Below are 21,208 nucleotides of genomic sequence, written 5' to 3'. Positions count from 1 at the left end.
CGTGCGGCGCCGGACCACGTCGGCTCTCCCCCCGCCGCGAGGCCGCGGCACACCCTTTATACCAACGGGAGCGTTAGCGTCGCGTATGCCCCAGTGTGAGATGTGCGGCGCCGAGGAGGCCTCGCTGACGACGACGAAGGTCGAAGGCGCCGAACTGGAGCTCTGTAGCTCGTGTACGGACTTCGGCACCGAGGTCCGCGACGAGTCGACGAGCTCCGGCGGCAGCAAGTACTCCACCAGCTCCAGCACCGGGAAGTCGTCATCGTCGTCCGGCTCCTCGGGCTCGTCCGGCTCGTCGAGCGGCTCGACTCGACCCCGCGACATGTTCGACGACATGGACGAGATCGCCACCGACTACGACGAGCGGATCCGGGAGGCGCGGGAGTCGCGCGGGCTGAGCCAGGAGGAACTGGCCGACCAGCTCAACGAGAAGGCGAGCCTCATCCGCAAGCTCGAACGCGGCGACACGCTCCCGACAGACGAGGTCCAGCGCAAGCTCGAACGCGCGCTCGACATCTCGCTGGTCGAGGGGCAGTCGTCGGACGACGCCGACTGGGAGACCGACGACGCGGGGACGATGACCCTCGGCGACGTGGTCAAACGGAAGGACTGACGACCGGCCCGTCCGGACCGCGGCTCGCACGTCTTCTCAGACGCGGTATCGCGTGCCGACGATGTGATTTCTGACCTTTCGGCGGTCTCACACCGTCGCGCCGCCGTCGTCCGTCTGCTCCGACCCCCCGTACCGCTCGGTGAGGTAGTCGATGATGTAATCGACCGTCTCGGGGTCGTAGCTCCAGAAGCCGTAGAACTCTCCCGGAGCGCGCTCCTCCGCGAGCAGCGCGCATTTGGCGTCCTCGTACCCGCCCCCGTCGTACGCGACGAACCACGTCTCGCGGATTTCGGCCGTCTCGCCGACGTGAACGGTGTAGTGTTCGATGTCGGGCGATTCGCCCTCGTCCGCGGCGTACGCGTGGACGTCGAGCCGTTCCTTTTCGCCGAGCAGGTCGTAGGTGTCCGCCTCGCCGGTGAGCACGTCGAGCGTCTGGAACCCCGCGTGGAGCTCTCCGTCCCCGACCCGCCAGGCGCGGTCCTCGATCTCCCGCGACGCGGCGACCATGTCCTCGCGGGAGTAGGAGGTGAACATCGTCTCGTCGAGGTGGTCCAAGACGGGCCTCCCGACGCCCCCGGCGGTCCCGTCGCCGTCTGTCTCCCCGCTTCCGTCCCCCTCTCGGCCCGGCAAGAGGTCGTCGACGGTCACGGCCGTGACGAACTCCCCGTCCCGCGCCAACACCGCGAACTCCTCCGGGCCGGAGGCGGTCTGGTCGTCGACGATCCGGACGTTGCGGTCGGCGAAGTACTCCCGGAGCTCCTCCGTAACCGCCGGATCGGCGTTGAACACGGTCAGCGTGGCCTCGTGCGCCTCCACGCCCGCGATGAGCTCGATGAGGGACATCCCTTGCCGGACCCACAGCAGCGGGGTATAAGGTCGTTTCTGCTCTCGGGCCCGCGGGGCACTCGGTTCTGCGGCTCGCGAGCGCGCACGGCGACCGAGAGCGAGCGTCGCGAAGCACGAACCTATTTGCGCCGCGCTCCCCGAGTGGGCGTATGTTCATCCTGGTGAACCTCAAGGCGTACCCGTGCGATCCGATCGAGGTAGCGACTGCGGCCCGCGACGTCGCCGAGGCGTCCGGCGCGCGGATCGCCGTCTCGCCGCAGGCGGCCGACGTCGCCCGCGTCGCGGACACCGGCGTCGAGACGTGGGCGCAGCACGTCTCGCCGAACGCGCATGGCTCGCACACCGGGTCGACCCTCGCCGAGGCCGTCGCTGACAACGGCGCGGAGGGGACGCTGGTCAACCACTCCGAAAACCGACTCAAGCTCGCGGACGTCGACGGCTCCGTGCGCGCGGCGGAGCGCGCCGACCTGGAGACCATCGTCTGCGCGAACAACCCCGCGCAGGTCGGCGCCGCGGCCGCGCTCGGTCCCGACGCGGTCGCCGTCGAGCCCCCGGAGCTCATCGGCGGCGACGTCTCGGTCGCCACCGCGGACCCGGGGATCGTCGAGGACGCGGTCGCGGCCGCTGAGGCAGTCGACCCCGCGGTCGACGTGTTCTGCGGCGCCGGCGTCTCGACCGGCGAAGACGTCTCGACCGCGGGCGACCTCGGCGCCGCCGGCGTCCTCCTCGCCTCCGGCGTCGCGAAGGCGGATGACCCCGAGGCCGTGTTGGAGGACCTCGTAAGCGGGATCTGAGATTGGCATTTAAAACGAACATCTAAGACGGACATCTAAGACGGGCATCTAAGATAGAGATCTGAGTCGGTGATCGGAGACGAGAGTCGCACCCGACTTTGGGGCCGGTACCGAACCGCCGCTGCGTTTGCGGATCTGTATAAAGACATCGATGTGAGCGACTCACACGATCAAGAAAACGCATGACCGCGGCGGGTTCATTCTCGTGGCCGAACGGCAGCATCTAGTAACCTTTAACCGAAACAAGCCGCTATCTGTGACCAAGATGGCGAGCAACAAAATTCTCGGTATCGACCTCGGTACCACCAACTCCGCGTTCGCGGTGATGGAGGGCGACGAGCCCGAGATCATCGCCAACGCCGAGGGCGATCGGACGACGCCCTCGGTCGTCGCGTTCGCCGACGACGACGAGCGGCTCGTCGGGAAGCCGGCGAAGAATCAGGCCGTCCAGAACCCCGACCGCACGATCCAGTCGATCAAGCGGCACATGGGCGAAGACTACACCGTCGAGATCGGCGACGAGGAGTACACGCCGGAGCAGGTCTCGGCGATGATCCTCCAGAAGATCAAGCGCGACGCCGAGGAGTACCTCGGCGACGACGTCGAGAAGGCGGTCATCACCGTCCCCGCCTACTTCAACGACAAGCAGCGCCAGGCGACGAAGGACGCCGGCGAGATCGCCGGCTTCGAGGTCGAGCGCATCGTCAACGAGCCGACCGCCGCCTCCATGGCGTACGGCCTCGACGACGAGTCCGACCAGACCGTTCTCGTGTACGACCTCGGGGGCGGCACGTTCGACGTGTCGGTCCTCGACCTCGGCGGCGGCGTCTACGAGGTCGTCGCCACGAACGGGGACAACGACCTCGGCGGCGACGACTGGGACGAGGCGCTCATCGACCACCTCGCCGACGAGTTCCAGAACGACCACGGGATCGACCTCCGCGACGACCGGCAGGCGCTCCAGCGGCTGAAGGACGCCGCCGAGGAGGCGAAGATCGAGCTGTCGAACAAGAAAGAGACCACGGTCAACCTCCCCTTTATCACCGCGACCGACAGCGGTCCGGTCCATCTCGAACAGTCCGTCACCCGCGCGACGTTCGAGAACCTCACCTCGGACCTCATCGATCGCACCGTCGAGCCGACCGAGCAGGCGCTCGCGGACGCCGACTACTCGAAGTCCGACATCGACGAGGTCATCCTCGTCGGCGGCTCCACCCGGATGCCGCAGGTCCAAGAGCAGGTCGAGGAGCTCGTCGGGCAGGAGCCGAAAAAGAACGTCAACCCGGACGAGGCGGTCGCGCTCGGCGCGGCGGTTCAGGGCGGCGTCCTCTCCGGCGACGTCGACGACATCGTGCTGCTGGACGTCACCCCGCTCTCGCTCGGGATCGAGGTGAAGGGCGGCCTCTTCGAGCGGCTCATCGAGAAGAACACCACGATCCCCACCGAGGAGTCGAAGGTGTTCACCACGGCCGCGGACAACCAGACCTCCGTCAACGTCCGCGTCTTCCAGGGCGAACGCGAGATCGCCGAGGAGAACGAGCTGCTCGGCGCGTTCCAGCTCTCCGGCATCCCGCCGGCGCCCGCCGGAACCCCGCAGATCGAGGTTTCGTTCAACATCGACGAGAACGGCATCGTCAACGTCGAGGCCGAAGACCAGGGCTCGGGCAACGCCGAGTCGATCACCATCGAGGGCGGCGTCGGCCTCTCCGACGAGGAGATAGAGGAGATGCAAGAGGAGGCCGAGAAGCACGCCGAGGAGGACGAGGCCCGCCGCGAGCGGATCGAGGCCCGCAACGAGGCCGAGACGACGATCCAGCGCGCGGAGACGCTCCTCGAAGAGAACGAGGAAGACCTCGACGAGGACCTCATCGGCGACATCGAGGACGCGATCGAGGACGTCGAGGCGGTCCTCGAAGACGAGGACGCCGACACCGACGAGATCGAGTCCGCCACCGAGGCGCTCACCGAGGCGCTCCAGGAGATCGGCAAGCAGATGTACGAGGGCCAGGCCGCGCAGGCCGGTCCGGGCGGCGCGGGCGGCGCGGCCGGCGCCGGTCCCGGCGGCATGGGCGGGATGGGCGGCGCCGGCGGTCCCGGCGGCGCTGCGGGCCCCGGCGGCGCCGGTCCCGGCGGCGACGCGGACGACGAGGAGTACGTCGACGCCGACTTCGAGGACGTGGACGAAGACGACGACGAGTAACCCCCGCCGACCCGGCTCTCGACGCTTCGAACCCGCCGCTTAAACCGACCCGTCGATCAACACCAATCAACGAACGCAACGCATGAGCGAAGATTTCTACGACGTCCTCGGCGTGTCGCGGGACGCCAGCGAAGACGAGATCAAGAAGGCGTACCGCAAGCAGGCCGCGAAACACCACCCCGACGTCAGCGACGACGAGAACGCCGAGGAGCGGTTCAAGAAGATACAGAAGGCCAAGGAGGTGCTCACCGACGAGCAGAAGCGCCAGCAGTACGACCAGATGGGCCACGACCGGTTCACCGAGGCCGACAAGCGCGGCGCGACCGGCGGCGGCGCCGGTCCGGGCGGCGCGGGCGGTCCATTCGGCGGTGCGGGCGGCGCGGGAGGCGCCGGCGGGTTCGAGGACATCTTCAACCAGTTCTTCGGGGGCGGTGGCGGTCGCGGCCGCGGCGGCGGTGGCGGCAACCGACCCCGGCAGGGCCGCGACCTCAAGACGGGGCTGACGATCGACCTCGAGGAGGCGTTCCACGGCGCGACCAAGGAGGTCACGCTCACGCGACCGACCGAGTGCGACACCTGCGACGGAGCGGGCCACCCGCCGGACGCGGACGTGGAGACGTGTCCCCAGTGTAACGGCCGCGGACAGGTCCAGCAGGTCCAGCAGACGCCGCTCGGCCGCGTCCAGCAGACGTCGACGTGCCCCCGCTGCGAGGGCGAGGGCGAGCTGTACAGCGAGGACTGTCCCGACTGCGGCGGGGACGGCGTCGTCCGCGAGGAGGCGACGCTCTCGGTCGAGATCCCGGCCGGGATCCGCTCCGGACAGAGCCTCCGGATGGAGCGCGAGGGCGCGCCCGGCGAGAACGGCGGGCCGAAGGGCGACCTCCTCATCGAGGTCGACGTCGACGTCGGCGAGCGGTTCGAGCGCGACGGCGACGACCTCCGCGTCAACGAGGCCATCTCCTTCCCGCAGGCCGTCTTCGGCGACACCGTCGAGGTGGAGACGGTCGACGGCAGCGTCGAGATGGACGTCCCCGCCGGCACGCAGAGCGGCGAGACGTTCCGGCTTCAGGGGAAGGGAATGCCGCGGCTCCGTCGTCGCGGCCGCGGTGACCTCTACGTACAGGTCGGCGTCGTCGTCCCCGAGTCGCTCAACGACGAGCAGCGCGAGGCGTTGGAGGCGTTCGCCGAGGCCGGCGGCGAGGACATCGATGTCGGCGGCGGCTTCTTCGAGAAGCTGAAGAGCTCCTTTTGACGCTCCGCAGTCCGTAGCTTTTCCGTCCCCCGGACCGTCGGACCACGCATGGGCTACGACGCGACGGCCTACGACGATGTCGAACCGCGCGCGCCCGGGATGTACTTTCTCCGCGACGCGCTCGACTGCGAGCACCTCGGCGTGACCGTCGTCGAGGCCGACGACGGCTGGGAGGGGATGGAACACGACCACGCCGACGGCGACCACGAGGAGGTGTACGTGCTGCTTCACGGCGAGGCGACGCTCACCGTCGACGGGGACGCGGTCGACCTCGCACCCGGCGATGCCGTCCGGGTCGACCCCGGATCCACGCGCGACCTCACCTTCTCGGCCGACGGCTCGAAGATGGTCATCGCCGGCGCACCCTGAGCGTCGGCGACGCGGGGACCGGATCCGTCGGCGAGACCCGATCGGTTGACGCCGCAGCGTTAAGGCTCGCGCGCCCCGAGGGTCGCATATGGACCTCGTCGGGGACCTGCTCGCGCGCGACCGTCGCTCCCGGGACGCGGCGCTCGTCACGCCGGACGGCCGCGAGCGGACCTACCACGACCTGATAACGAACGGCTACAAGGCGGCGAACGTGTTTCGGTACCTCGGCGCCCGCGCCGGCGCGACGGTTGCCGTCGAGTCGACGCCGGGGTTTCACACGACGCTCGCGTTCCTCGGCGCCGCCGCCGTCGGCGCGCCCGTCCGCTTCGACCCGGCGGCGGGGATCGACGCGGGCGACCGGGTCGTCCTCGCACCGGTCGCGACCGCGGCGACCTTCGATCCGGCCCCGGGCACGAACCTCGCCGCCTTCGGCGGCTCGCCGGAGCGTCCCGACACCACGCACTGGGAAAAGGAGCTGTGGAGCGAGAATCCGGGAACCCCGCCGAGCGACGTGAAACCGGACGACCCCGTCGTGGCGGGGCCGGACCGGGAGCGCAGCCACCGCGAACTGTGTTCGCTCGCGGCGGCGGCCGTCGAGGCAGGCGAGATGGACGAGGGGACGCGCGTCGTCCTCCGCCGACCGTTCTCCGACGCGCCGGCGCTCGCGGCCGGGCTCGTCGCTCCGCTCTCTGTCGCCGGGACCGCGGTGCTCGCGCCGTCGACCGGCGACGGTGAGGCGGACGACGAACCGCGCGGCGACGTGGCGGTGGCTCCGGGAGACGCGGACGTTCCGGAGCCGCGACGGATCGACCCCGCGTCGATCGCGTCGGCGGCCGACTGATCCGCTTCGAACCGGGTCGCGTCAGTCTCAGTCGTCCGCGGGGTTCGGCTCCGCGGCGGCTCGGCTCTCGTGCCTGAGGCAGGCGGACTCGTGATCGGGTGCGTGAACCGTCGTCCCGGGCTCCGTCTCGGCGCACGGCGTCGTGATCTCCTCCGAGAGGAACTCCCCCGCCATCTCGGCGTTGTCCTCCAATAGAAGGTTCATCGCCTCTGAGAGCGTCTCCTCGAGGTCCGGGTCGTCGACCGTCTCGCTGATGTCGAACTCGCGCCGGACCTCCGCTCGAACCTCTGAGTCGGTCGGTTCGGTCCCGCCGCCGGCGACGTTCTCACGGACCTGTTCGATGTCTATCTCGCCGGTGATGACTTTCTCACGGAAGTTCAACAGCCCCCGCCAGTCGCCCTGATCGATGTCGACCCCCTCTGGCTGGATCACCTTGTGGCACCGGGTGTGGAACCGGCAGCCGCTCGGTGGATTCGTCGGACTCGGGACGGTGCCCCTCAGCTCGATGCCGCCGAGCTCCGCCCGCGGGTCCGGCGTCGGAATCGAGGACAGCAGCGCCTCGGTGTAGGGGTGTTGCGGGTTCGTGAAGATCTCCTCGACCGGCCCGATCTCGACGATTTCGCCGAGGTACATCACGGCCACGCGGTCGCAGATCTGGCGGATAACGGACATGTCGTGGCTGATGAAGAGTAGCGACAGCCCGAACTCCTCTTGTAGGTCGTCGATCAGCGAGAGGATCTCCGCCTGAATGGAGACGTCGAGCGCGCTCACCGGCTCGTCGGCGATGATGAGGTCCGGGTTCAACACGAGCGCGCGCGCGAGCGCGATTCGCTGTTTCTGTCCGCCGGAGAACTCGTGCGGGTACCGGTCGAAGTCGTTCGCCGAGAGGCCGACGCGTTCGAGCAGGTCCTCGACGATCGCGCGGCGCCGGTGGCGGTCGCTCATCCCGTGAACCTTGAGGAGCTCTCCAACGGCGTTCCCGATCGGCATCCGCGGATCGAAGCTCGAGGACGGGTCCTGGAAGATCATCTGTGCGCCTCGCCGGAACTCCATCAGTTCGCCGTCGTCGAACTTCGTCACGTCGTTGGGGTGAGTTCCGTCGGTGTTTCGCGTCGCGCCCTCGCGTCCGTTTCCGTTGAAGATGACCTCTCCGGCGGTCGGCTCCTCTAAGTGGATGACTGAATTCGCCGCGGTCGACTTCCCACAGCCGGACTCGCCGACGAGCCCGAGCGTCTCGCCCTGTTCGATGTCGAAGCTGATCCCGTCGACGGCGCGTGCGGCGCCGACCTGTCGGTTGAACAGCCCCTTGCGGATCGGGTAGTGTTTCTTCAGGTCGCGGACCGAGAGCAGCGGCTCAGTCATCGGCGGGACCCACCTCGCTGTCGCCGCCTGTTGCGCCGTCGCCGGGGCCGTGCCCCTCGCTTCTCACTATCGAGGGGTTTCCGCCCGGCCCGTAGTGGACGCAGGAGACCTGCTGGTCCGGGGCGACCTCGACCTCCTCGGGCTGCTCGCCGGTGCGACACGCCTCCTCGGCGTACTCGCATCGGGGCGCGAAGCGACACCCGTCCGGCGGGTCGTGCGGATCCGGCAGCGTCCCCGGTATCCCCCCGCCGGTCCCGCCGAACTCCGGCAGGCACTCTAACAGCTGTTGGGTGTACGGGTGTGCGGGGCGATCGAAGATGTCGAGGACGTCGCCCCGCTCCATCACCTTCCCCGCGTACATCACGACGATCCGGTCGGCGATCTCCGCGACGACGCCGAGGTCGTGCGTCACAAACAGGACCCCCATGTCGAACTCGTCTTGGAGGTCGTCGAGGAGCCGCAGGATCTGCGCCTGGACCGTGACGTCGAGCGCGGTCGTCGGCTCGTCGGCGATGAGCAGGTCGGGGTCACCGACGAGCGCCATCGCGATCATCACGCGCTGTTTCTGCCCGCCGGAGAACTCGTGGGGGTAGTCGTCGAACCGCGAACTCGCGTTCGCGATCCCGACGCGGTCCATGAGGTCGACCGCCTTCGCGCGGGCCTCTTCGTCGGAGACGTCCCGGTGGATCTGGAGCGCTTCGGTGATCTGCCACCCGACGGTGTAGCAGTGGTTCATCGCCTCCTGGGGGTTCTGGAAGATGTGCGCGATCTCGTTGCCACGGATCTGCCGAAGCTCCGACTCGGGAAGCGACAGCAGGTCGCGGCCTTTGTACCGCACCGTCCCCTCGATATGCCCCGGCGGCGTCTTGATGATCTTGGTGATCGACTCCGTCGCGACCGTCTTTCCGGACCCGGACTCGCCGACGATACAGACGGTCTCCCCGGTCTCGACGTCGAAGTCGATCCCGTCGACCGCGGTGAGCGTTCCGTCGTCGGTGCTGAACGTCGTCGTGAGGTCTTCGACCTCGAGCAGTGGCTGATCGTCGGACGTCATGTGTTCTCCGCCTCCGCTTCGGGGTTCAACGCGTCCAACAGCGCGTCACCGAGGAAGTTGAACGCGAGGATGGTCAAGAACAGCACGATACCGGGCGCCAACACGATCCACGGAGCGAACGAGAGGTCGCTCCGGCCGGCGGAGATGAGCTGTCCCCACGAGGGGACCGTCGAGTCGCCGATGCCGAGGAACGCCAGTTGCGCCTCGAACAGCAGGAAGCCGGGGATCAGCAGCGTGAGCTGCGTGATGATGCTGCTCGCGACGTTCGGGACCACGTGGCCGCGGATGACGTGATACGTGCTTGCACCGCTGATCCGACTGGACTTGATGAACTCCTCTTCGGAGATCGACAGCGACTTGCTCCGGACGTACCGGGCCGTGCCGCCCCAGGCGAAAAGCGAGAAAACCACGATGAACATCCCGAGTCCCCCGCCGTAGATGTACAGGATGAGCAGGAACATCAGGAAGGTCGGGAACGAGAGGATGATGTCGACGAACCGCATCATGATCTCGTCGACCCAGCCGCCCGCGTACGCGCTCAGCGTCCCGAACGAGATCCCGATCGTCGCGACGATGGTCGTCGTGATGAAGGCGATCTGCATGCTGATCGTCATCCCGTAGACGATCATCGTGAACACGTCCTTGCCGGCGTTCGTCGTCCCGAGCGGGTGTTCCCACGTTCCGTAACACCGCCCGTTCATCACCTCGCCGACGCAGGTCGCCGGCGTCGTGTCCACGACGGAGGTGAACACCGGCGGCTGGTAAGCGATGAGCAGCTCCTGTTGGGGCGGGTCCATCACGATCGGTCCGACGATGCCGCCGACGAACACGACGCCGAGCCAGACGAGGCTCACGACCGCCGGGCGGTTTTGTTTGAACTCCTTCCAGTAGTACCGCGTCATTCGCGGGTTCTGGTACAGCGGTAAGACGAGGAACCAGAACGCCAGCAGGAGCGTGAAGATGAAAAAGAAGTCCACCGACTCGAGCCCTCGGTCGACCCCGACGAACTGGAACGTCGGGGTCCGCTCGCCGAGGAACTGCCAGTCGTACACGGCCAGCAGCACGAGCGGGAGCGTCGTCACCAGCATCCCGATCGAGTTGATGGACAGGTCGAACCTCCCCGACCGCGAGATCTCGTTCCAGTCGACTTGGTCGAACTCTTCGGATTTCTTAGTTGCCATCGTTGTTCGGTGAGTTATCTGTCATCGTAGCTGATTCGCGGGTCGAGTACGGTGAACACGATGTCTTCGAGGAGGTTCCCGACGACCGCGACGAACGTGAAGAACAGCGTCGTGCCCAACACGAGGTTCGTGTCCTGTGCGATCAGCGCCTTGTACGTCAGCCGGCCGAGCCCGGGGATCGCGAAGACGACCTCCACGAGCAGCGACGACCCGAGGAACAGCGCGAGCAGCTGACCGACCAGCGTCGTCGAAAGCGGAACGAGCGTCGGCCGCATGACGTGGTACGCGTACGCACGAAGCGGTGAGACGCCCTTCGCCTTCGCCGTCTTCATAAAGTCCGCGTTCTGGAACTCCGCCGACTCGTTCCGGGAGACCCGCATGACAGCCCCGATCGAGCCCGTGACGAGTACGAACACCGGTATCGTGAGCTGTACGGCGTTTTCGACGCTGAACACCGCCACGTCGGTGTTGTACGTGACGGGGATGAATTGGAGCCAGACGCCGAAGACCAGAAGCAGGATGATCCCGAAAAAGAAGTTCGGGATGGCGTATCCGAAGAACGCGAACCCTGTCGCGGCGTGGTCCTTCCAGCTGTACATGTTCGCAGCCGAGTACACGCCGACGAGCGGTCCAAGGATGATCGTGAGGATCGTCCACGGGATCGAGTACTGCGCGGTGTAGTACAGCGCGCTTCCGACCGCCTCGAGCACCGGTTGGCTCCGGCTCTCGGACCAGCCCCAGTCGAGCGTGTAGACGCCTCGGATGAAATCGAAGTACCGCACGTAGAGCGGCTGATCGAGCCCTCGGAGCTCTCTGACCCGCTCGGTCGCCTCTGCGGGGTTCCCCCCTTGGAGCGCCGCCTGCGTGGCCGCCTGCTGGACGTCGGGGTTCGGTGCGGCCGACAGCAGCAGAAACGTGATCGTGGTGATGACCAGCGATACAACTCCGGCCCAGAGAACGCGAGCGGTTACGTACCTTCCAAATCCCATGTTGATATGTTAAATGCCGTGTGGTCAGAACGAGTCGTCCTACTCGTATCTCCACGCCGGCAGGTTCCAGCCGTTCGAGAAGTTCTCGATCGGCCCCTCGAGTCCTTCGCGGTACCCGACCGTGCTGTCGGGGAACGCGAGCATGATGTAGGGCTGTTCCTCCGCGAGATTCGCGAACAGTTCCACGAGTGCGTCGGCCAGTTCCTCCTGCGAGGTCGCCGCCTGTGCCTGTTCGAACAGCGACTCCGCGTCGAACCCGGGGTAGTAGCCCACCGGGTTGTAGAACGCAGTCGGGCCGTCGAAGAAGGCGTTGTTGGTGATCGGGTTCCGCGGGTACGTGTTCAGCCCGAACACGACCGACATGTCCCAGTCCTGGCTGGTCGTGACGTTACGGGGGCCGGGATTGGTCGACGTGGGAGCGGTCCACTCGACCTCTTCTCCGTTCACCGTATCGACGAGTTCGTCCGGAACCTCGGTGACCTCGCCTTCGTCGTTCGTCTCCGGCGTGGGGAAGTCGCTCGTGGTCCAGTACTCGTTGTTAAACCTGGTGCCGTCGATGGCCTCGACGGTCACGTCGATGCCGAGGTTCTCGCCGAGCTCTTGTGCGATGAAATCGGCCATCAGCTGTTCCGTGTCTTGGCCCGCGCTGTGGTAGATGTCGAGCTGAATCTGGTCCCCGTCGGGGTTGACCATCGCGTCCCCGTCGAAGCCGTAGTCGTACTCTGACTCCGCGAACGCCTCTTCGGCCAGTCCGCGGGCCACCTCGCTACCGTAGTTCTCGCCGACGCCGAACTGCGGGATTTCCTCTTCCGGCGGGTAGAACTCGCTGAACCGAGGTTGCCACGTGAAATGCGTCTCGGCGAAGTCACGGAACACGCCCTGGATCAGTCCTTCCTTGTCGATCGCGGCCGCCATGGCCTGCCGGAACGGGGTGTGCCGGAACATGTTACCCGGACCGGTGTTCCACCCGTTGTCGCGCATGTTGACCGAGATCTTCTCGTTGTAGGGCTGCGGGATCCGGTTGACGTAGATCTCTTCGCTGTTCTGGTACGACTCGACCTGCTCCGGCGGAATCGCGGCCGAGTCGACCTCGCCCGTCTCCAGCGCACCGAGCCGCGAGGCCTCCTCTTCGATCACTCGGATCTCCGCCTCCTCGAAGTACGGCGCGTCGTTGAAGACGTCCGGAAGCTCGTCGACGTCTTGGAGGTAGTAGTCGTCGTTTCGGCTGTACCGAGTCCCGGCGTCCCGCTGCCACTCGTCGAGGACGTACGGACCGAGGTTTCCGGCGAACTGGAGTTCGAGAAGCTCCTCGTCTTCTTGGAGACCCTCCGTGTCTTCCTCTTCGACGTACGGTTCGAGGAGTTCCTGCGGGATCGGGTACAGCAGCGGGTCGTAGCTCTCGGGCCAGAGGAGCGACGGGCTCTCCAGCGTCGCCTCGAACTCGTACTCACCGGTCTCCTCGACGGTGACGCCCTGCCAGCTCGTCGTCGCGGCCGAGTTCGCCCAGCTGCTCTGATGGACCTCCTGAATCAGGTAGACGAAGTCGCTCGCGGTCACCTCGCCGTAGGGATCGCTGAACTCGAGACCCTCGCGGACCTCGAACGTCCACACTTCACCGTCTTCGGTGGACATGTCGTAGAGCAGGGGAACGTACTCATTGTTCTCGTCGAACGTGTACCCCTGATCGAGCGTCCGAGCGATCGCGTTCCCGGCGCCGTTCTCGGTGTTGTATATCGGATTAAGCGTGGTGAACGAGGCGGCGCTCGCCGTCGCGTACACGTCCTGTTGCGTGGTCGCATCGCCGCCGTCACTGCCGTCGTCGGTGTCGTTGCCGTCGCCGCCGCCGCCGCCGCCGCCGTTTCCGGAGCAGCCGGCAAGCGTTACCGCGCCGGCGAGGCCGAGCGCGGAGAGCCATTGCCGCCGGTTGACGTGTCGGGGATCGTCACCATCTTCCATGTCTCGAGATGACATACACCATGCTACGAACGCGTATACAAAAAACTTCAGACTCACTATCATATCTCCGATAGATCTGTCGGTTTACTCAGATATGGGGGCTCTCTTGCCTTCGTTCGATACTTCGGGGTTAGATAATGTAGAATATCTCTTATCTGAGTGTCTCGAGACCCGCTTCTGTGAGAACGCGTCGACGCGGTCGCCGTTTACTCACCGCCGGGTTGAGGTCACCACTCGTCGCGGGACTTCGCCGACTGTCGAGGCCTGCGACCGGCGACCGCGGACCGTTTCACCACGCGTGACCGGGTTACGGTTCGTCTGGGAGAGCAATCTCACGGGGTTCCGCCAACATGAACTCCGTCCGTCGCGCCGCGTCTCTCGATCCGATACACGGCGACATTGTTGTGCCAAAGCTGACGTATTCTGAAGCAGTATCATTTCAAATCGCAAATATTGATTCATTCCATAATCATTATTCATGTCTGATTGTCACCTGCTGAGCCTGTCCATTCCTATTTCAAACTTGTTTTCGTCGTATAAATTGAATTTGTCCAATTATGAGTGTTGAATACGGTTTACCGACGTATCGTAACATATTATAGTAGTCAGTTGTAGCATGTTGTATGCCAAGTCGGCACAACGCATCTAACAACAATCAAACTATAAATCGACGCAACGTTATCGCCACCATCGGAGCGGCTGGAGCGGCCAGCCTGGCCGGGTGTGGCGGCCAATCCGACGGCGGTGACGGCGGCGACGGTTCGGATGGCAGCGACGGCGGCGACGGAGAGCTCTTCCCCCTCGACGTTCAGCTCGAAGTCAACGCCGACAACAGCGACCGGCTCCAGATGGTCGAGCTGATCGCCGAGTCGATGGAGCAGACCGGCTACTTCAACACGACGGTCGAGACGTACGAGTGGAACACGTACGTCGGTCGCGTGCTCGACCCCGAGTACCAGAACAACGGGTACGTTCCCTGTATCGGGCTGTCTGGGACGTTCAACCCCGGGAGCTTCTGTAACGCCCTCCACCACTCGAGCAACATCGGCGCGTGTTGTAACCTCAACGGGATCAGCGACTCCGAGCTGGACGAGATGATGGACGACGCGCGGTACGGCGTCGAGGTGGCCGAGGACTCCGAGCTCCGCGGCGAGCGCTACGACGAGGTCTGGAACTACCTCGCCGAGGAGCGGTACAGCTCGATCACCCACTTCAACCTCGCCACCTCCGTCTCGAACACCGACATCCACGGGTTCGAGATGTGGCCCTTCCAAGAGGGGATGTACAGCTACAACATGTTCGCGCCGCAGGACGAGCAGATCATGTGGATCGACCGCGATAACGCCGCGGGCGACTCCGACCTCTCGGATCTCACCGAGGGCGGGACGATGTCCATCGCCATCGGCGCGAACATCGAGTCGTTCGACCCGCCGCACAGCAGCGACACGACGTCGACGCTGGCGCAGGGCTTCATCTACGAGGGCCTGATCGCCAACGACACGCAGGGTAACGTCCACCCGTGGCTCGCCGAGAGCTACGAGCTGATTGACACGACCGACGTCGACCGGACCGCGTACGCGGACTACATGTCGACCGTCGGCACGACCGAGGAGGGCGCGGTCGACACGGACGAGCAGGTCATCGTCCAGCACCCCGAGGACAGCCCCGCGGAGGACGACGAAGTTCGCGTTCTGCTCCCGGACGACGCCGTCGAGGCGGCCGAAGACGGTACCTACGGGATGCAGTACCGGTACAACCTGCAGGAGGGCGTCGAGTTCCACAACGGCGACGAGCTCACAGCGGAGGACGTAGTCGCGACCTACGAGTACGCCGAGAACTCCGTGCTGGCCCCGCAGACGTTCGACTCGGTGCTAACCGCGGTTGAGGTCGACGAGTACACCGTCGACATCTACGCCCAAGTCGCCGACGCCGAGGCTGAGCGTTCGCTGCCCGCATTGAGTATCCTCAACGCCACGCAGATCGGGGAAGTCGAGAAGGGTACCATCGACCCGCGGGAGGGTAACACTCCCATCGGAACGGGCCCCTACGAGTTCTCCGAGTTCGAGGACGAGCAGTACTTCGAGGTCACGAAGTTCGACAACTACTGGACCGAACAGAAGGGCGTCAGCGAGGCGTTCAGCTGGTTCGACGGCTCCAGCGACTTCCCGGACGGCCCGGTCATCGACGGCTTCGAGGTCGAAATCGTTCCCGACGACTCCACGCGATCCGGTGCGCTCCAGAACGGGGAGATCGACTCCACGTACGGCCTGAACTCGTCGACGCTCGACGAGTTCGACTCCTCGGAGGACTTCCTCCTCTACGAGATCGAGACGGGCGGCTACGAGTACATCCAGTACCCGGTCAACGTCGCGCCGTTCGACGACGCGCGCCTGCGGCAGGCGATCAACCACCTGATCCCGCGCGAACGGATCGTCGAGAACGTGTTCAGCGGCTACGGTCGTCCGGCGTGGACGCCCATCCCGCAGCTGGCACAGGGGAGCGGGACCGCCGACGCCGAGGCCTTGGAAGACGAACTTCGGCCGATGAACGAGTACAACGTCGAACGCGCCGAAGAGCTGCTCGAGCAGGTCGCCGCGGACAACTGAGGCGTTCCGCGGAGACACCGTTTCGATCACACAAATGACCTCATTACGTCTACTGACAACTGAACCCGCCGTGAGACCCACGCAACGATGAGCCTCCAACGCTTCATACTGAAACGAACGCTGTCGATCATCCCGATCATGTTCGGCGTCTCGGTGATCACGTTCGGGCTGTTCCACCTGACTCCCGGCGACCCGGTCACCCGACTCGTCGCGTTGAATCCGGACGTGAGCGCGGCCGAAGAGGCCGCGCTCCGCGAGCGGTGGGGACTTTCCGGCCCGGTGTGGCAGCAGTACCTCGAATGGATCTCGAACGTGCTCGTCGGCGACTTCGGTCTGGAGCTCCAGACGGGCCGTGAAGTCTCCGACATCGTGTGGAGACGGCTTCCCGAGACCATCGCGCTCGGTCTCTTCGGGTGGGCGTTCGCGCTGATCATCGCCATCCCCGCGGGGATCTACGCCGCGGTCAACAAAGACCAGCTCGGGGACACCGTCAGCCGCTTCCTCGCCCTGTCCGGGATCTCGATCCCGAACTTCTGGCTCGGGCTCATGTTGATCCTGATATTCTCGCTGTATCTGGGTCTCTTCCCCGTGTTGGCCCCTTCGAGGCAGTCCCTCATCTCTCCTGAGATGCTGTGGTATCTGCTCCTCCCGGGGATCACCATCGGGACCGCCTCGGCGGCGAGTATCATGCGCGTGATGCGGACCTCGATGACGGAGGAACTGAACAAGGAGTACGTCACAGCCGCCCGCGCGAAGGGGCTTCCCGAGCGGACGGTGATCCTCAAACACGTACTGCGGAACTCCCTCATCTCGGTCGTCACGCTCGCGGCGACGCTCACGGCGTCCATCGTGGCCGGTTCGGTCGTCGTGGAAACCGTGTTCAACTGGCCGGGACTGGGACGGGAGTTCATTAACGCTATCAACCAGCGGGAGATCAACGTCGTGATGGCGATCACCCTGTTCACCGGGTTCTTCGTCATTCTCGCCAACCTCGTTGCCGACATCGTGTACGCAGCGCTCGACCCGAGGATCCGATATGACTGACCGACACACTCACGACGAACGCGGCCGGATCCGCATCTCCGGTTTCGATTCGGACCGCGTCAGAGACCGAGAGCCGATGTCCGACTGGACCGACGAATCGAGCGGCGAAACGGTCGGTCGCTGGCGGCGCGGCTTCCGGAAGTTCAAGCGGAACCGCTCCGCGATGGGCGCACTTCTCGTCGTCCTCGTGATGGCGCTGGCGTCGTTCTTCGCACGTCCTATCGAGATGTTCGGCGTGGTCGTCCAGCCGTTCTCGCTGGCGCCGTACGACCCGACGACGATCCTGTATCTGGGCGTCGATTCGAGCGTGAACGTGTACGACCCGCCGTCGTGGCAGTACCCGATGGGCGTCGACGGCTCCGGCCGCGACCTGTTCTCGCGGCTCCTCGTCGGCGGCCGGTACAGCCTCTCGATCGGGTTCGTCGTCGTCGCGCTGACGGCCTCCTTCGGGCTGATCTACGGCTCCGTCTCGGGCTACTACGGCGGGAACGTCGACGAGCTGATGATGCGGATCGTCGACACCATCTTCGCGTTCCCCGGACTCATCCTGGCGCTCATCATCGTCGCCATCCTCGGCGGCGGCTACTGGCAGCTCGTCTTAGCGTTCAGCCTCTTCGGCTGGGCCGGGTACGGCCGCCTCGTGAGAGGAGAAGTGCTGAAGATCAAAGAAAACGAGTACGTGCTGGCGGCGAAAGCGCTCGGCGCGCGCGACCGCTCGGTGGTGTTCAGACACATCGCGCCGAACGCGATGCCGCCGCTCATCGTTCTGGCGTCGCTCAACATCGGTAGCGTCGTCATCGGCGTCGCCGCGCTCGGGTTCCTCGGCCTCGGGTTAGACCCCAGCTCGGCCGAGTGGGGAACGATGCTGAACGCGACGCGGTCGACGCTGATCCAGGGACCGGGCGGACAGATCCCGTGGTGGGCGACGGTGTATCCCGGCGCGGCGATCTTCATCTTCGTGATGTCTATGAACATGATCGGTGACGGTATCAACGACGCACTGGACGCACAGCAGACGGGTGTCGGTCGCGGGGGTGAAGAGTAGTGGCGCTGCTCGAAGTGAAGGACCTCACCGTCCGCTTCTACACGCAAGAGGGCGTGGTAACCGCTGTCGACGACCTCTCGTACCGCATCGAGAAGGGCGAAAAGTTCGGCGTCGTCGGCGAGAGCGGGGCGGGCAAAAGCGTCACCGCGCTCTCCGTACTGCGGCTGATCGACAGCCCCGGTCGGATCGAGAGCGGCGAGATCCTGTTCAAAGGGCAGGACCTGCTGGAGATGTCCGAGTCGGAGATCCGCTCGATCCGCGGCAACGAGATCTCGATGATCTTCCAGGACGCGCAGACCGCGCTCAACCCGGTCTACACCGTCGGCGGGCAGATCGCGGAAGCGATCGAACACCACTTGGACTACTCCTCGAAGGAGGCGAAAGCGCGGACGATCCAGCTGCTCGACCGCGTCGGCATCCCGGAGGCCGAGGAACGGTTCTCCGACTACCCGCACGAGTTCTCGGGCGGGATGCAACAGCGGGCGATCATCGCGATGGCCCTCTCGTGTGACCCCGACCTCATCGTCGCGGACGAGCCGACGACCGCGCTCGACGTGACGATCGAAGCGCAGATCCTCGACGAGCTCAGGGAGCTGGCCGACGAGTTCGACACGGCGATCCAGCTCATCACGCACGACCTCGGCGTCATCGCCGAGGTCTGCGACCGCGTCATGGTGATGTACGCCGGGAAACCGGTCGAGAAGGCGCCCGTCGAGGAGCTGTACTACGACCCCAAACACCCGTACACGGTCGGGCTCATGAGCTCAATACCACGCGTGAACGACAAGCGGGATCGGCTTCAGACCATCCCGGGGGTGATGCCCGACCTCGTCGAGCTCCCGTCCGGGTGTAGCTTCCACCCGCGCTGTCCGTTCGCCGAGGAAAAGTGTACCCGGACGGAGCCGCCGCTCACCGACGTGGACTCGGGCGAGGAGGCAACGCTCGGCACCGAGCACTCGGCCGCCTGCCTCGAGTACACGGAGGGGCTCTCGCAGGGGCTCACCTACTCTGTCGAGACGACCGGGCCGGCGGACGGCGCCGCCGCGCAGTACGTCGACGGTGATCGCGATGAGTAGCGCCGACCCGATCCTCCGCGTCGAGGGGTTAGAGAAGTACTACGACTCGACCGGAGGGTTCATCGACAAGCTCCTCGGCCGGTCGCAGTGGGTGAAAGCGGTCGACGGCGTCGACCTCGAACTCCGCGAGGGCGAGACGCTCGGCGTCGTCGGCGAGTCCGGGTGCGGCAAGACGACGCTCGGCCGGAGCATGCTCCGCCTGATCGAACCCACGGGCGGCTCGGTCTACTACAAGGGCGAGGACATCACGGACCTGTCCAGTTCGGACCTCCGGAACCTCCGGAAGGACATCCAGTACATCTTCCAGGACCCGTTCTCCAGTCTGAACCCCCGCCTGACCGTCGGCGACATCATCGGGGAGCCGCTGGACATCCACGACATCGCGTCCGGGGAGGAGCGGAAAGAGCGGATCTACGAACTGCTCGAGACCGTCGGGCTGAACCCGAGCCACGCGAACCGGTACCCGCACGAGTTCTCCGGCGGCCAGCGGCAGCGGATCGGCATCGCCCGCGCGCTCGCCGTCGACCCCGAGGTCATCGTCTGTGACGAGCCGGTCTCCGCGCTCGACGTGAGCGTTCAAGCGCAGATCCTCAACCTCATGGAGAACCTCCAAGAGGAGTTCGGGCTCTCGTACGTGTTCATCGCGCACGACCTCAGCGTCGTCGAACACATCTCCGACCGGATCGCGGTTATGTACCTCGGGGAGGTAGCCGAGATCGCGCCGACCGAAGAGGTGTTCGAACCGCCGTATCACCCGTACTCGGAGGCGCTCCTCTCGGCGATCCCCGAACCGGACCCGCTCTGGGAGGGGGAACAGATCTTCCTCTCCGGCACCGTTCCCTCTCCGCTGAACCCGCCGTCTGGCTGCCGGTTCCACACCCGGTGTCCGAAGGTGATCCGCGACGCCGACTACGACCTCTCACAGGAGACGTGGCGGTCGGTCATGGACATGAAGCTCCGGACGCGAGAGGCGGACTCCGTCGGATCGGTGACCGCGGAGCTCGAAGGCGAGGTGACAGGATCCCGGACGTCCCCGACCGACGCATCGCGCGAGCAGTTCGGTGAGATGGTCCGCACCGAGTTCGACCTCCCGGAGCGCCTGCCGGACGACGACGCGGAGGCCGCGGTGTCGGAGGCGATCGACCTGCTCCGCGACGAGGAGCTCTCCGAGGCGGCGACGTCGTTGGAGGACGCGTTCACCTCGCCGTGTTCGACGCACGAACCGGACGCCTACGAGGTGAGCGAGAACCACCACATCTCGTGTCTCCGGTTCGACGACCGGTTCGACTCCGAGCGGGAGCTGTTCGGTAACGCGGCGTAGCCGCCGCCAGCCGTCTCGGTCGCCCGGCGTCGACCGCGTCGGCCGTGCGGCGTAATGTTTTATCGTTCGCTCCTCGTAGCTACCCTAATGCGTCGGATCTACGAGTCGAACGCCCTCCACCGCGACGACGAGGAGGCACACGCCCCGTCGGAAAAGGAGCGACCGACCAAGCTACAGGCGCTGCGGTCGGTCCCGTCGTCGACGCTGAGCGACCTGCTGATCCCGCGACGGCTGCGTCACCTCCCGGTGTCGGTCGCCGTCGAAACGCCGGAAGACGAGTACGGGGTTGGCGAACCCGTCCCCTTCACGGTGACCCTCCGCAACCGCTTGCCGCTCCCGATATCGATCCCGACGGTCTCGCCGCTCCTCTGGGAGTGGACGGTCGACGGCAACGTCGAGGCGGCCGAGGTTCCGATTCGGGACCCGCCCGACGAGGAGGGGACACTGTCGTTCGATCGCGGGGAGCGCAAGGAGTTCCGGAAGCGGTGGGACCAGCTGTTCAGGGTCTCGGAACGGGAGTGGGAGCCGGCGGACGCCGGGAGCCACACCATCGGCGTCGCGGTCAACGCGACGGACGCCGAGACGCGCGGCCTGACAGACGAGACGACGGTACGGATCGTCCGCTGACTCGGCGGCACTCGCTTTCTCGCCCGTCTCAC

Annotated in this window: 18 protein-coding genes; 12 read left to right on the top strand and 6 right to left on the bottom strand. The window is 65.8% G+C overall.

Features of this window, described 5'->3' with window-relative positions:
• The first annotated feature begins 85 nt into the window (after positions 1 to 85).
• Positions 86 to 613, top strand: coding sequence for a multiprotein bridging factor aMBF1 (locus F3H13_RS00715; RefSeq protein WP_149797157.1), 528 nt, complete (start codon positions 86 to 88; stop codon positions 611 to 613).
• 87 nt (positions 614 to 700) lie between these two features.
• Here F3H13_RS00715 and F3H13_RS00710 read toward each other — a convergent pair whose 3' ends face one another.
• Positions 701 to 1,456 (bottom strand): DICT sensory domain-containing protein, encoded by a 756-nt coding sequence (locus tag F3H13_RS00710; RefSeq protein ID WP_149797156.1) that lies wholly within the window; start codon positions 1,454 to 1,456, stop codon positions 701 to 703.
• A gap of 152 nt (positions 1,457 to 1,608) precedes the next feature.
• On the opposite strand from F3H13_RS00710, the gene tpiA reads away from it, so the two are divergent.
• The 5 genes from tpiA (at position 1,609) to F3H13_RS00685 (ending at position 6,915) form a co-directional block, all read left to right on the top strand.
• A complete protein-coding gene (gene tpiA, locus F3H13_RS00705) occupies positions 1,609 to 2,253 on the top strand; it encodes a triose-phosphate isomerase (RefSeq protein WP_149797155.1) in 645 nt (214 codons plus the stop codon).
• 265 nt (positions 2,254 to 2,518) lie between these two features.
• Complete coding sequence (dnaK, locus tag F3H13_RS00700) at positions 2,519 to 4,453, top strand: molecular chaperone DnaK (RefSeq protein ID WP_188127966.1); 1,935 nt, start codon at positions 2,519 to 2,521, stop codon at positions 4,451 to 4,453.
• Between the two features lie 82 nt (positions 4,454 to 4,535).
• Positions 4,536 to 5,705 (top strand): molecular chaperone DnaJ, encoded by a 1,170-nt coding sequence (gene dnaJ / locus F3H13_RS00695; RefSeq protein ID WP_149797153.1) that lies wholly within the window; start codon positions 4,536 to 4,538, stop codon positions 5,703 to 5,705.
• A 48-nt stretch (positions 5,706 to 5,753) separates the two neighbouring features.
• Positions 5,754 to 6,074, top strand: a complete 321-nt coding sequence (locus F3H13_RS00690) for a cupin domain-containing protein (RefSeq protein WP_149797152.1) — start codon at positions 5,754 to 5,756, stop codon at positions 6,072 to 6,074.
• 88 nt (positions 6,075 to 6,162) lie between these two features.
• On the top strand, positions 6,163 to 6,915 hold the full coding sequence (locus tag F3H13_RS00685; RefSeq protein WP_149797151.1) for an acyl-CoA synthetase family protein: 753 nt from the start codon (positions 6,163 to 6,165) through the stop codon (positions 6,913 to 6,915).
• A gap of 27 nt (positions 6,916 to 6,942) precedes the next feature.
• On the opposite strand, the gene F3H13_RS00680 is transcribed toward F3H13_RS00685, so the two are convergent.
• From F3H13_RS00680 to F3H13_RS00660, 5 genes are read right to left on the bottom strand one after another with little or no spacing between them, the layout of a single operon-like run.
• A complete protein-coding gene (locus F3H13_RS00680) occupies positions 6,943 to 8,277 on the bottom strand; it encodes an ABC transporter ATP-binding protein (protein WP_149797150.1) in 1,335 nt (444 codons plus the stop codon).
• The gene (locus tag F3H13_RS00675) at positions 8,270 to 9,331 is read right to left on the bottom strand and encodes an ABC transporter ATP-binding protein (RefSeq protein WP_149797149.1); all 1,062 of its coding nucleotides are present in this window, start codon (positions 9,329 to 9,331) and stop codon (positions 8,270 to 8,272) included. Before F3H13_RS00675 ends, F3H13_RS00680 begins: the two co-directional genes overlap by 8 nt.
• A complete protein-coding gene (locus F3H13_RS00670) occupies positions 9,328 to 10,512 on the bottom strand; it encodes an ABC transporter permease (protein ID WP_149797148.1) in 1,185 nt (394 codons plus the stop codon). Before F3H13_RS00670 ends, F3H13_RS00675 begins: the two co-directional genes overlap by 4 nt.
• A 14-nt stretch (positions 10,513 to 10,526) precedes the next feature.
• The gene (locus tag F3H13_RS00665) at positions 10,527 to 11,501 is read right to left on the bottom strand and encodes an ABC transporter permease (RefSeq protein WP_149797147.1); all 975 of its coding nucleotides are present in this window, start codon (positions 11,499 to 11,501) and stop codon (positions 10,527 to 10,529) included.
• A 39-nt stretch (positions 11,502 to 11,540) separates the two neighbouring features.
• Complete coding sequence (locus tag F3H13_RS00660; RefSeq protein WP_149797146.1) at positions 11,541 to 13,472, bottom strand: ABC transporter substrate-binding protein; 1,932 nt, start codon at positions 13,470 to 13,472, stop codon at positions 11,541 to 11,543.
• 833 nt (positions 13,473 to 14,305) lie between these two features.
• Between F3H13_RS00660 and F3H13_RS00655 the strand changes: the two genes are divergently transcribed.
• The 6 genes from F3H13_RS00655 to F3H13_RS00630 all read left to right on the top strand — a co-directional run bounded on the left by F3H13_RS00655 (position 14,306) and on the right by F3H13_RS00630 (position 21,176).
• A complete protein-coding gene (locus F3H13_RS00655) occupies positions 14,306 to 16,063 on the top strand; it encodes an ABC transporter substrate-binding protein (protein WP_149797521.1) in 1,758 nt (585 codons plus the stop codon).
• 87 nt (positions 16,064 to 16,150) lie between these two features.
• The gene (locus F3H13_RS00650) at positions 16,151 to 17,107 is read left to right on the top strand and encodes an ABC transporter permease (protein ID WP_188127965.1); all 957 of its coding nucleotides are present in this window, start codon (positions 16,151 to 16,153) and stop codon (positions 17,105 to 17,107) included.
• Entirely contained in the window at positions 17,100 to 18,152 is a 1,053-nt protein-coding gene (locus F3H13_RS00645; protein ID WP_149797145.1) for an ABC transporter permease, read from the top strand. Before F3H13_RS00650 ends, F3H13_RS00645 begins: the two co-directional genes overlap by 8 nt.
• Entirely contained in the window at positions 18,152 to 19,228 is a 1,077-nt protein-coding gene (locus tag F3H13_RS00640; protein ID WP_149797144.1) for an ABC transporter ATP-binding protein, read from the top strand. The genes F3H13_RS00645 and F3H13_RS00640 overlap by 1 nt, the downstream gene beginning before the upstream one ends.
• A complete protein-coding gene (locus tag F3H13_RS16570; RefSeq protein WP_149797143.1) occupies positions 19,221 to 20,549 on the top strand; it encodes an ABC transporter ATP-binding protein in 1,329 nt (442 codons plus the stop codon). Before F3H13_RS00640 ends, F3H13_RS16570 begins: the two co-directional genes overlap by 8 nt.
• 87 nt (positions 20,550 to 20,636) lie before the next feature.
• Entirely contained in the window at positions 20,637 to 21,176 is a 540-nt protein-coding gene (locus F3H13_RS00630; protein ID WP_149797142.1) for a hypothetical protein, read from the top strand.
• Positions 21,177 to 21,208 lie beyond the last annotated feature (32 nt).

Source organism: Halorubrum xinjiangense (assembly GCF_900102375.1).
Lineage (GTDB): Archaea > Halobacteriota > Halobacteria > Halobacteriales > Haloferacaceae > Halorubrum > Halorubrum xinjiangense.
This window is presented reverse-complemented; position numbering and strand designations above follow the sequence as displayed.

Excerpts from the sequence above, each read along its gene's own strand:
- F3H13_RS00715 (WP_149797157.1), top strand. The coding sequence starts at position 86 with ATGCCCCAGTGTGAGATGTGCGGCGCCGAGGAGGCCTCGCTGACGACG.
- F3H13_RS00710 (WP_149797156.1), bottom strand. The coding sequence starts at position 1,456 with ATGTCCCTCATCGAGCTCATCGCGGGCGTGGAGGCGCACGAGGCCACG.
- tpiA (WP_149797155.1), top strand. The coding sequence starts at position 1,609 with ATGTTCATCCTGGTGAACCTCAAGGCGTACCCGTGCGATCCGATCGAG.
- dnaK (WP_188127966.1), top strand. The coding sequence starts at position 2,519 with ATGGCGAGCAACAAAATTCTCGGTATCGACCTCGGTACCACCAACTCC.
- dnaJ (WP_149797153.1), top strand. The coding sequence starts at position 4,536 with ATGAGCGAAGATTTCTACGACGTCCTCGGCGTGTCGCGGGACGCCAGC.
- F3H13_RS00690 (WP_149797152.1), top strand. The coding sequence starts at position 5,754 with ATGGGCTACGACGCGACGGCCTACGACGATGTCGAACCGCGCGCGCCC.
- F3H13_RS00685 (WP_149797151.1), top strand. The coding sequence starts at position 6,163 with ATGGACCTCGTCGGGGACCTGCTCGCGCGCGACCGTCGCTCCCGGGAC.
- F3H13_RS00680 (WP_149797150.1), bottom strand. The coding sequence starts at position 8,277 with ATGACTGAGCCGCTGCTCTCGGTCCGCGACCTGAAGAAACACTACCCG.
- F3H13_RS00675 (WP_149797149.1), bottom strand. The coding sequence starts at position 9,331 with ATGACGTCCGACGATCAGCCACTGCTCGAGGTCGAAGACCTCACGACG.
- F3H13_RS00670 (WP_149797148.1), bottom strand. The coding sequence starts at position 10,512 with ATGGCAACTAAGAAATCCGAAGAGTTCGACCAAGTCGACTGGAACGAG.
- F3H13_RS00665 (WP_149797147.1), bottom strand. The coding sequence starts at position 11,501 with ATGGGATTTGGAAGGTACGTAACCGCTCGCGTTCTCTGGGCCGGAGTT.
- F3H13_RS00660 (WP_149797146.1), bottom strand. The coding sequence starts at position 13,472 with ATGTCATCTCGAGACATGGAAGATGGTGACGATCCCCGACACGTCAAC.
- F3H13_RS00655 (WP_149797521.1), top strand. The coding sequence starts at position 14,306 with ATGGTCGAGCTGATCGCCGAGTCGATGGAGCAGACCGGCTACTTCAAC.
- F3H13_RS00650 (WP_188127965.1), top strand. The coding sequence starts at position 16,151 with ATGAGCCTCCAACGCTTCATACTGAAACGAACGCTGTCGATCATCCCG.
- F3H13_RS00645 (WP_149797145.1), top strand. The coding sequence starts at position 17,100 with ATGACTGACCGACACACTCACGACGAACGCGGCCGGATCCGCATCTCC.
- F3H13_RS16570 (WP_149797143.1), top strand. The coding sequence starts at position 19,221 with ATGAGTAGCGCCGACCCGATCCTCCGCGTCGAGGGGTTAGAGAAGTAC.
- F3H13_RS00630 (WP_149797142.1), top strand. The coding sequence starts at position 20,637 with ATGCGTCGGATCTACGAGTCGAACGCCCTCCACCGCGACGACGAGGAG.